The sequence below is a fragment of the Inquilinus sp. genome, from assembly GCF_057815775.1.
In genome coordinates this window covers 1-9,340 of record NZ_JBYRFX010000196.1, presented here as the reverse complement: position 1 = coordinate 9,340, position 9,340 = coordinate 1, and the positions used below count along the sequence as shown (strand labels likewise).

The window sequence follows — 9,340 nt, the reverse complement described above, 5'->3', positions numbered from 1 at the left end:
ATGCGCCGCCACCACCGTGCGCACGATCGACAGGCCCAGGCCCGACCCGGCCTGCGCCTGGCCGGCCTGGCCGCGGATGAAGCGCTCCAGCACCAGCTCCTTCTCCTGGTCCGGAATGCCGGGGCCGCGGTCGGAGACCAGGATCACCGCCCGCCCGGCCTCCAGCGCCGCCGCGACCTCGACCGTCCCATCCGGCGCATGCGTCAGGGCGTTGTCGATCAGGTTCCACAGCATCTCGCGCAGCGCCACCCGGTCGCCATTGACGGCGACATCGGAGGCGTCGGGGCTCACCGTCACCGCCAGCCGGTCGGCATCGGCCGAATCCAGGCGCTGGCGGACATCCTCGATCACGGCCTCCAGCCCCACCGCGGTGGCCTCGCGCGCCTCCAGCCGGTGGCGGACGGTCGCGTCCATCAGCAGCTGGTTGACCAGATGGCTGGCCTGGACCGCGTTCTGGTGGATGCGGACGACGCGGTCGCGCAGCCGGTCGGGGTCGGCTTCATCCACCGCCACCTCGGCCTGGGCCCGCAGCGATGCCAGCGGCGTGCGGACCTGATGCGCCGCATCGGCGACCAGGCCGCTGACCCGGTCCATCACGCTGCGCAGCCGGGCGATGAAGTCGTTCAACGCGCCGACCAGCTGCTGCACCTCGACCGGCACGGGCACCTGTACCGGCGACAGATCCTCCGGCGCCCGGCGGCGCAGCTCGCGCTCCATCACCACCAGCGGCGCGAAGGCGTAGCGGATGCCGAACCAGACCAGGCCGAGCGCGACCAGCCCCAGCGCCGCCAGCGGCAGGGCTGCCCGGCCGAGGATCTCCGATGCCAAGGCGGAGCGGGCGCCGCGGGTCTCGGCCACCCGGATGGTGACCCAGCCGGCCTTGCCGTCGACGAAGACCAGCCGGCCGACGGTGCCGATCCGCACCGCCTCGCCGCGATAGGTGCCGTCGGCGAAGCTAGGGATGGCCGACGCGGCGGCCGGCAGGGCGGCGCCGAGATCGGCATAGCCGGTGACGAAGGCGCCGTCCGGCGCCGCCACCTGGTAGAACACGCGGTCGTCGTCGGAAAAGTCGAGCATCGCCAGCGACGCGGTCGGCAGCTCGACCGCAACCGCCCCGTCCTCGATCTGCACCGCGCCGGCGATGCTGAAGGCCGAGGCGGCGAGTAGCCGGTCGAAGGCGCTGTCGGAGGCGCCGCGGGCGTAGTCGCGCACCAGGGCGACCAGGCCGATGCCGGTCAGCAGCAGCGCCAGCACGGTCAGCACCAGCACGCGCCGGCGGATCGACGCGCGGCTGGCCGCGGGCGCCCCGGCCCCAATCATTCCGGGGTCCCGATCATTCGGGCGTCCCATGCGGCTGCACCCGGTAGCCGGCGCCGCGGATGGTGACGATGTCGATATCGGCGCCCTCCAGCTTGCGGCGGACGCGCGAGACCAGCAGCTCCAGCGCGTTGATCGACACCTCGGCCTCGTCGCCGAACAGCTGCATCATCAGCCGGTCCTTGGCGGCGACCTGGCCGGCGCGGGTCAGCAGGATCTCCAGCAGCCGGAATTCGCGGCGGCCGAATTCGACGACGCGGCCGGCAACGGTGACGACGCGGCCCGCCGGCTCCAGCGTGACATTGCCATGGGCCAGGGTGCTGCCGGTCTGGCCGCCGGGGCGCCGCAGCAGGGCGCGCAGCCGGGCCTCCAGCTCGCGCAGGTCGAACGGCTTGACCAGATAGTCGTCGGCGCCGAGGTCGAGGATGCCGACCTTGTCGTCGATCTCCGACCGGGCGGTGATCACCAGCACCGGGGCATCGACGCCGCGCCGGCGCAGATCCTTGATGACGGCGAAGCCGTCCTGGCCCGGCAGCATGATGTCCAGCAGCACGGCGTCGAACACGTCGTGATCGGCGGCCTCAGCCGCCAGCAGCCCGTCCCGGACCCACTCCACGGAATGGCCGGACTTGCGCAGCCGGTTCTCCACCGCCTCCCCGAGATCGGGGTTGTCTTCGACCAGAAGGATCCGCATCCGTCCTTCTTGTCGGAAAGCGACGGGCAGGGCAAGGCGGGGCAAGGGCATTGGCCGTGTTTGCGCTGCCTCTCCCGCCTGTCCCCGGGTCAAGCCTGAGGAGGAGAGGTTGGGCTCGCGCAGCGAGACCGGGTGAGGGTTGGTCCTGGCCTCAACGAAGAACCCTCACCCGAAGCCGCTATCGACTACAGGCTCCCGCGCTCCATCAGCGTGATCTCGAATATCCGGTCCCGGATCTGGTGCCCGGGATCGGCCAGCCGGGCCGCGATTTCGGCGATGGCGTGGCGCACCATCTCGGCCATCGGCTGGCGGATCGTGGTCAGGTCGTAGCCTGGCCAGGCGGCCAGGGGCATGTCGTCGAAGCCGATCACGCCGATATCGTCCGGCACGCGCAGGCCGCGCTCGCGGCAGGCGTCGAGGGCGCCGAGGGCGAGGATGTCGTCGGCGCAGAACACGGCGTCCGGCCGATGCATGTCGAGCAGCGCATGCATCGCGCGTTGGCCATGATCGTGCGAATAGTCGCCGGCGAACACGACCGGCGGCGTCAGTCCGGCCTCGGCCAGGGTCTGGCGGAAGCCTTCGCCGCGGTCGATCGAGGACGCATCCGTGGGGCTGCCGCCGAGAAAGGCCGGGCGCTTCACGCCGCGCGCCAACAGGGTCCGCGCCGCCAGGCGGCCGCCGGCGACATTGTCGACCGTCGCCACCGGCACCGGCGCCCCGGGTTCGGTCCGGCCGAACACATGCATGACCGGCAGGCCGGCCCGGGCGCAGGAGGCGGCGAAGCCGGGCGGCGGGGCGGAGGTGGCGATCAGCACGGCGTCGACGCTGTATTGCAGCATCATGTCGAGCGCTGCGTCGGCGCCGCCGTCGCCGGACAAATTGGCGATCAACGGCCGCAGCCCGCGGCTTTGCAGCTCGCGGGTGAACAGGTCGAACACATCCATGAAGGCGGGGTTGGCGAAATGGGTCGAGACCAGCCCGACCAGCTCGGTCCGGCCGGTCATCAGGCTGCGCGCCAGCTGGTTCGGCCGATAGCCCAGCGCCTCCGCCGCCGCCAGCACCCGGGCCCGCATGCGGGGCGACACGCTGGCGTCCTTGGTGAAGGTGCGGGATACCGCGGAGATCGACACCCCGGCCGCAGCGGCGACCTGCTGTGCGGTCGCCCGCTCGGCCCCGCCCGCAGGCCGCGACACCTTGCGGTCGGTCACGCCGGCCGGGTCACGGCCGCCGCGACGGGCCATGCGGGTCCGGTCAGGAAGAATAGGTGCGCAGCAGCCCGACCAGGCGCCCCTGGATGCGGACGCGGTCTGGCGGCAGGAAGCGGGTCTCGTAGGACGGGTTGGCGGCTTCCAGGCCGATCGAGCTGCCCTTGTGGCGCAGGGTCTTCAGCGTGACCTCGTTGTCGTCGACCAGGGCGACGACGATGACGCCGGGATCGGCCGCGTCGCAGCGCCGGATGATGACCGTGTCGCCATCCAGGATCCCGGCCTCGACCATGCTGTCGCCGGCGACTTCGAGGGCGTAATGCTCACCCGGGCCGAGCAGCGAGGCCGGCACCTGGGCGTAGTTGGAATGATCGCGCAGCGCCTCGATCGGCATGCCGGCGGCGATCTTGCCGTACAGTGGCAGGCGCACGCCGTGCTCGGCATTGGTCAGGTCGGCGCGTTCCAGCTTGCGGCCGGGCAGGGCGACATCGGTGCGCACCGGCCGGAAGGGCACGACATTGTCATCGTCAGGCGTCGCCGCTGCCGGCGTGTCCGACTTCAGGCAATCGGGCAGGCGGAGCACTTCGAGCGCCCGGGCCCGATGCGGCAGCCGGCGAATAAAACCGCGCTCTTCCAGCCCGGTGATCAGTCGATGTATGCCCGATTTGGACTTGAGGTTGAGGGCATCCTTCATTTCGTCGAATGAAGGACTGACTCCATCCGCCTCTAACCGGCGGTGGACGAACAACAACAACTCCTGTTGCTTTCGTGTCAGCAAGGCATCCTCCGTTCCCAAGGGCCGCGGCGCGGCCGAATCCCTGGAAACACGATAGGAGGAACAAAACAAAAACACAAGGCGCTAACTTTGTCGCACCGCGATCTTTACTTCGCAGCAACGATCAGCGGAATCAGACGCCGTCGGCAAACAGCACCGCTTCGACCGTGTCGCCGCGCGCCGCAGCCGAGGCCAGGGGCGGGCGGATCACCAGCCCGTCGGCAGCGGCCAGCAACGACAGCATCGAGCTGTCCTGCGCCGGGAACGGGGTGGCAACGAATCCGCCTTCACTGCGTTCGATCCGGGCGCGCAAGTAATCCTCGCGCTTGTCATTGGCCGGCAGGTCGCGGCCGAGCGTCGCAGTGATGCGGGTGTCGGGCGCGACGGCGCCCTGCAGCGCGTACAGGGCCGGCCGCAGGAACAGCCAGCCGCACACCATGGTCGAGACCGGGTTGCCGGGCAGGCCGAGCATCGGCGTGTCGCCGAGCCGGCCGAACATCAGCGGCTTGCCCGGCCGCATCGCGATCGTCCAGAAATCCAGCGTCAGGCCGTGGTCGCCGAGGACGGAGCGGACCAGGTCGTGGTCGCCGACCGACGCGCCGCCGGTGGTGACGATCAGGTCGGCGCCGCGGGCGCCGGCGGCCAGCGCCGCCAGCGATTCGGCGTTGTCGCGGGCGATGCCGAGATCGACCGGCTGGCCGCCGCAGTTGCGGACAAGCGCTGCCAGGGCATGGCTGTTGGAGCTGACGATCTGGCTCGGCCCCAGCGCCTCGCCCGGCATCACGATCTCGTCGCCTGTCGCCAGGATCGCCACCCGCGGCCGGCGGCGGACGCGCAGCCAGGGATGGTTGGTCGAGGCGGCGATGCCGATGTCGCGCGCGGTCAGGCGCCGGCCCGGCTGCAGCAGCACGTCGCCGGCGCGGAAATCTAGCCCCGCCTTGCGGATGAAACGGCCGGCGGCGGCGCCCTCGCGGATGGTGACCGAGTCGCCGGACGTGTCGGCATCCTCCTGGATCACCACGGCATCCGCGCCGGCCGGCACCGGCGCGCCGGTGAAGATGCGGACGCATTGGCCAGGGCCGACAATGCCCTCGAATCGCCCGCCGGCCGGCACCCGGCCGATCTCGCGTAGGGTCGCGGGGACGGTGGCGACATCGGCAGCGCGCACGGCCCAGCCATCCATGGCGGAGACGTCGAGCGGTGGCTGGGTCAGCCGCGCCACCACCGGCTCGGCCAGGATCCGGCCCAGCCCGTCGGGCAGGGGCACGGTCTCGGCCGGCAGCGGCACGAGGCCGGACAGGATTCGCTCGAGCGCTTCGGCCACGGGGATCATCGGGCGGCGGCCTCATAGGTGCCGGAGCGGCCGCCGGATTTGTGCAGCAGCCGCAGATCGCCGACGACCATGCCGCGGTCGACCGCCTTGCACATATCGTAGACGGTCAGGGCGGCGACGGAGGCGGCGGTCAGGGCTTCCATCTCGACACCGGTGCGGTGGGTGACCTTCACCGTCGCCTCGATCTCGACCCGGCTGTGCTCGGCGTCGCAGCGCAGCGCCAGCTCGACGCTGGACAAGGGCAGCGGATGGCACAGCGGGATCAGATCGGCGGTGCGCTTGGCCGCCATGATGCCGGCGATGCGGGCGATGCCGAGCACGTCGCCCTTGGCATGGCCGCCGGAGGCGATCAGCGCCAGCGTCTCCGGCTGCATCTCGACGTGACAGCCGGCGCGCGCGACCCGGACCGTCGTCTCCTTGTCGGAGACGTCGACCATGCGCGCCTGGCCGGCCGCGTCGAAATGGGTCAGCTCGCCGGTCATGAAGCCCACCTGGCCCCAGGCGTTGCCTCTCCCCCTCGGACTTGATCCGAGGGTTGCGGGAGAGGCCGGAGACGCGAAGCGGCTCCGGGTGAGGGCTCTTTGTCGAGGCCCGGGCCAACCCTCACCCGGACGTCCCAAGAGACGTCCGACCTCTCCCGCCAGGCGGGAGAGGCAACGCAAACGTGCCGGAGATGAGAGGCCGGATCCATCATTCCGCGGCCGACCTTTCCTCGCGAGCCAGCAGCGCGCGGGTGGCGGCGGCGACGTCGTCGTGGCGCATCAGGCTTTCGCCGATCAGGAAGGTGGTCGCGCCGACCTTGGACATGCGGGCGAGATCGGCCGGGGTGAACAGGCCGCTTTCCGAGACCAGCAGCCGGTCGTCCGGCACCTGCGCCGCCAGCGCCTCGGTGGTGGCGAGGTCGACCTGCAGGGTCTTGAGGTTGCGGTTGTTGATGCCGAGCAGCGGCGAGCGCAGCTTCAGCGCCCGGTCCAGCTCCGCCGCGTCATGCACCTCGACCAGCACGTCCATTCCGTTGTCGATCGCCGCCTGCTCCAGCTCCTGCGCCAATGCGTCGTCCAGCGCCGCCATGATCAACAGGATGCAGTCGGCGCCCAGCGCCCGGGCCTCGTCGATCTGGTAGCGGTCGATCATGAAGTCCTTGCGCAGCACCGGCAGCTCGGCGGCGTTGCGCGCGGCGGTCAGGTACTCGTCCGCACCCTGGAAATACGGCGCGTCGGTCAGCACCGACAGGCAGGTGGCGCCGCCGTCGCTGTAGGCGCGGGCGAGGGAGGGCGGGTCGAAATCCGCCCGGATCAGGCCCTTGGAGGGGGAGGCCTTCTTGATTTCGGCGATCAGGCCGTAGCGGCCCTCCGCCTGGGCACGGCGCAGCGCCGCGACGAAGCCGCGCGGCGGGGCGGCGCGGTCGGCCAGGTCCGCCAGGCGGCGGATCTCGGCCGGCGGCACCGCCGCCTTGCGGGCCTCGACGTGCCGGCGCTTGTCGTCGCAGATGCGAGTCAGCGTGTCGCTCATAACCGTTCCTAAACCGCAGCCGGGTTCTGACTGGTGATCCGGGCCAGCCGCTCCAGCACGCGGGCGGCGGATCCGTCATCGATGATACGGGCCGCCAGCGTGGCGCCGTCCGTCAGAGTATTGACCTTCCCGGCCACGATGAAAGCCGCAGCGGCGTTCAGCCGCACGATGTCGCGATAGGCGCCATGGGTGCCGCCCAATACCGCGCGCAGGGCCGCGGCGTTGGTTTCGGGGTCGCCGCCCTTGAGATCCTCCGGCACCGCCCGCGGCAGGCCGGCATCCTCCGGCGTCACGGTCAGGCGCCGGATTTGTCCGTCGCGCAGCTCGGCCACCGCGGTTGGGCCGGTGGTGGTCAGCTCGTCCAGCCCGTCGCTGCCATGGACGACCCAGGCGACCTCGCTGCCCAGCTGCTTCAGCGCCTCGGCCACCGGGTCGACCCAGGCCTCAGCGAAGACACCGAGCAGCTGGCGCTTCACCCCGGCCGGGTTGGCCAGGGGGCCGAGCAGGTTGAAGATCGTGCGCGTGCCCAGCTCCTGCCGGGCCGGGCCGACATGGCGCATGGCGCTGTGGTACAGCGGCGCGAACAGGAAGCCGATATGGGCGTCCCACAGCGCCTCGCGCATCACCGCCGGCGTCGCTTCGACATTGACGCCCAGCTCGGCCAGCACATTGGCAGCGCCGGTCAGGCTCGATGCCGCGCGGTTGCCGTGCTTGGCCACCGGCACGCCGGCGCCCGCCAGCACGAAGGACACGGCGGTCGAGACGTTGAACGAGCCGGAATTGTCGCCGCCGGTGCCGCAGCAGTCGATCGCACCCTCCGGCGCGTCGATCGTCACCGCCTTGTCGCGCATCACCCGGGCGGCGGCGGCGATTTCCTCCGGCGTCTCGCCGCGGACCCGCAGCGCCATCAGGAAGCCGCCGATCTGCGCCGGCGTCGCCTCGCCCGACATGATGATCTCGAAGGCGGCGCGGGCGTCGGCGGCGTCCAGCGGCTGGCCCAGCGCGGCCTTGGCCAGGAACGGTCGCATCTCGGTCGTCATGCCGCGTTCCGCCGCTCGGCGATGGCCAGGAAGTTCTGCAGGATCTTGTGGCCGAACTGCGAGGCGATACTTTCCGGGTGGAATTGCACGCCATGGATCGGCAGCGTCTTGTGCCGCAGCGCCATGATCACGCCGTCCTCGGTCCAGGCCGTCGCCTCCAGGCTGTCCGGCATGCTGTCCGGCGCGATGGTCAGCGAACGGTAGCGCGTTGCCTCGAAATGGTCGGGCAGCCCGGCCAGCACGCCGCCGCCATGGTGATGCACTGCGCTGATCTTGCCGTGCATCGGGGTTGGCGCGCGAACGATCTTGCCGCCGAAGACCTGGCCGATCGCCTGGTGGCCCAGGCAGACGCCGAAGATCGGGATCCGGCCGGCGGCGGCCTGGATCAAATCCATGCAGATGCCGGCCTGGTCGGGGTCGCGCGGGCCCGGCGAGATGACGATGCCATCGGGGCGCAGCGCCAGCGCCTCGTCGACGGTCAGCGCGTCGTTGCGCCGGACATCGGTGTCGGCCCCGAGTTCGCCGAGGTAATGGACCAGGTTGTAGGTGAAGCTGTCGTAGTTATCGATCAGCAGAAGCATCGATTTCGCCCTTTCGAGGCATGGGTATGGGGAGGGTCGGCGGGGATCCGGCCGGCCTCACCATCGATGCTGCGAAGAGGTGCGTTGTTCAGACATGTCCCATCGGCCGATTGCCGCTGCGCGGTCGGTTGGCGAAGCGTACCGCATCTTCGGCCGCGCGCACCAGGGCCCGCGCCTTGTTGCGGGTTTCCTGGTATTCGCCCTCGGGGTCGCTGTCGGCGACCACGCCGCCGCCGGCCTGGATGTACAGGGTACCGTCCTTGACCACGGCGGTGCGCAGGGCGATGCAGGTGTCCATGTCGCCATTGGCGCCGAAATAGCCCATCGCCCCGGCATAGACGCCGCGCCGCGCCACCTCCAGCTCGTCGATGATCTCCATCGCCCGCACCTTGGGCGCGCCGCTGGTGGTGCCGGCCGGGAAGCCGGCGGACAGGGCGGCGATCGCGTCATGCTGCGGCGCGATCCGGCCGACGACGTTGGAGACGATGTGCATGACGTGGGAATAGCGCTCGACGATGAAGCGGTCGGTGACCTTGACCGAGCCGATCTGCGCGACGCGGCCGACATCGTTGCGGCCGAGGTCGAGCAGCATCAGGTGCTCGGCCCGCTCCTTCGGGTCGGCCAGCAGGTCCTGCTCCAGCGCCACATCCTCCTCCGGCGTGGCGCCGCGCGGCCGGGTGCCGGCGATCGGCCGGATCGTCACCTCGCCGTCGCGCAGCCGCACCAGGATCTCCGGGCTGGAGCCGACCACGGCGAAGTCGCGGAAATTCTGGAACACCAGGAAGGGCGAGGGATTCAGCCGGCGCAGCGCCCGATACAGGGCCAGCGGCGGCAGGGTGAAAGGCAGGGAGAAGCGCTGCGACAGCACCACCTGGAAGATGTC

Annotated in this window: 10 protein-coding genes; all 10 read right to left on the bottom strand. The window is 70.9% G+C overall.

Annotation, left to right across the window (positions count from 1 at the left end):
• On the bottom strand, positions 1-1,320 hold a 1,320-nt coding region (locus AC3XYG_RS07010; protein WP_489139093.1), incomplete at its 3' end, for a sensor histidine kinase N-terminal domain-containing protein.
• 13 nt (positions 1,321-1,333) lie between these two features.
• Positions 1,334-2,011 carry a response regulator transcription factor gene (locus tag AC3XYG_RS07005; protein ID WP_489139092.1) on the bottom strand — a complete coding sequence of 226 codons (678 nt, stop codon included), beginning with the start codon at positions 2,009-2,011 and terminating at the stop codon, positions 1,334-1,336.
• 185 nt (positions 2,012-2,196) lie between these two features.
• Positions 2,197-3,252, bottom strand: coding sequence for a LacI family DNA-binding transcriptional regulator (locus AC3XYG_RS07000; RefSeq protein WP_489139091.1), 1,056 nt, complete (start codon positions 3,250-3,252; stop codon positions 2,197-2,199).
• A 10-nt stretch (positions 3,253-3,262) separates the two neighbouring features.
• Positions 3,263-3,994, bottom strand: coding sequence for a transcriptional repressor LexA (gene lexA / locus AC3XYG_RS06995; RefSeq protein ID WP_489139090.1), 732 nt, complete (start codon positions 3,992-3,994; stop codon positions 3,263-3,265).
• Positions 3,995-4,124: 130 nt separating this feature from the next.
• Positions 4,125-5,324, bottom strand: coding sequence for a molybdopterin molybdotransferase MoeA (locus AC3XYG_RS06990; RefSeq protein WP_489139089.1), 1,200 nt, complete (start codon positions 5,322-5,324; stop codon positions 4,125-4,127).
• Positions 5,321-5,806, bottom strand: coding sequence for a cyclic pyranopterin monophosphate synthase MoaC (gene moaC / locus AC3XYG_RS06985; protein ID WP_489139088.1), 486 nt, complete (start codon positions 5,804-5,806; stop codon positions 5,321-5,323). Before moaC ends, AC3XYG_RS06990 begins: the two co-directional genes overlap by 4 nt.
• Positions 5,807-6,014: 208 nt before the next feature.
• Positions 6,015-6,836: an indole-3-glycerol phosphate synthase TrpC gene (trpC, locus tag AC3XYG_RS06980; protein WP_489139087.1), complete on the bottom strand. Its 822-nt coding sequence runs from the start codon at positions 6,834-6,836 to the stop codon at positions 6,015-6,017.
• A gap of 8 nt (positions 6,837-6,844) precedes the next feature.
• Positions 6,845-7,876 (bottom strand): anthranilate phosphoribosyltransferase, encoded by a 1,032-nt coding sequence (gene trpD / locus AC3XYG_RS06975; protein ID WP_489139086.1) that lies wholly within the window; start codon positions 7,874-7,876, stop codon positions 6,845-6,847.
• Positions 7,873-8,457, bottom strand: a complete 585-nt coding sequence (locus tag AC3XYG_RS06970) for an anthranilate synthase component II (protein WP_489139085.1) — start codon at positions 8,455-8,457, stop codon at positions 7,873-7,875. The genes trpD and AC3XYG_RS06970 overlap by 4 nt, the downstream gene beginning before the upstream one ends.
• Before the next feature lie 88 nt (positions 8,458-8,545).
• On the bottom strand, positions 8,546-9,340 hold a 795-nt coding region (locus AC3XYG_RS06965), incomplete at its 5' end, for an anthranilate synthase component I family protein (protein ID WP_489139084.1).

What these genes read in the sequence shown, in the direction of transcription:
- AC3XYG_RS07005 (WP_489139092.1), bottom strand. Translation starts at nt 2,011, where the DNA reads ATGCGGATCCTTCTGGTCGAAGACAACCCCGATCTCGGGGAGGCGGTG.
- trpD (WP_489139086.1), bottom strand. Translation starts at nt 7,876, where the DNA reads ATGACGACCGAGATGCGACCGTTCCTGGCCAAGGCCGCGCTGGGCCAG.
- AC3XYG_RS07000 (WP_489139091.1), bottom strand. Translation starts at nt 3,252, where the DNA reads ATGGCCCGTCGCGGCGGCCGTGACCCGGCCGGCGTGACCGACCGCAAG.
- AC3XYG_RS06990 (WP_489139089.1), bottom strand. Translation starts at nt 5,324, where the DNA reads ATGATCCCCGTGGCCGAAGCGCTCGAGCGAATCCTGTCCGGCCTCGTG.
- moaC (WP_489139088.1), bottom strand. Translation starts at nt 5,806, where the DNA reads ATGACCGGCGAGCTGACCCATTTCGACGCGGCCGGCCAGGCGCGCATG.
- AC3XYG_RS06970 (WP_489139085.1), bottom strand. Translation starts at nt 8,457, where the DNA reads ATGCTTCTGCTGATCGATAACTACGACAGCTTCACCTACAACCTGGTC.
- trpC (WP_489139087.1), bottom strand. Translation starts at nt 6,836, where the DNA reads ATGAGCGACACGCTGACTCGCATCTGCGACGACAAGCGCCGGCACGTC.